We start from the raw sequence: 289 nt of genomic DNA, 5'->3' as shown, positions 1-289 counted from the left end.
GGTTGACGCCAGCGATGAAGACCTGGCCCAGGAAGTGCTCGAGAAGCTGCAGTCTGGCGAGCTTGATTTCGCCACCGCCGCCGAGTCCTACTCGAAGGACACCGGCTCGGCTGCCGTCGGCGGTAACGTGGGCTGGGACAAGCTGACCAGCTTCGTGACGGAGTACACCACGGCCTTGAACGAGCTGGAGAAGGGCGAGATCAGCGGTCTGGTTACCAGCAGCTATGGTATCCACAACATTCAGTGCACCGACGTCTTCGAGGCTCCGGAGGAGCTGACCAAGATGGAC

1 protein-coding gene is annotated in these 289 nt (G+C 61.2%); it reads left to right on the top strand.

Features of this window, described 5'->3' with window-relative positions; translation table 11 throughout:
- Nucleotides 1-289: peptidylprolyl isomerase (locus PZH32_RS13785; protein ID WP_275208834.1), on the top strand; the 289-nt coding region annotated here is incomplete at both ends.

It is taken from the genome of Adlercreutzia equolifaciens (assembly GCF_029076695.1).
In the GTDB taxonomy this organism is placed as follows: domain Bacteria; phylum Actinomycetota; class Coriobacteriia; order Coriobacteriales; family Eggerthellaceae; genus Adlercreutzia; species Adlercreutzia equolifaciens_A.
This window is presented reverse-complemented; position numbering and strand designations above follow the sequence as displayed.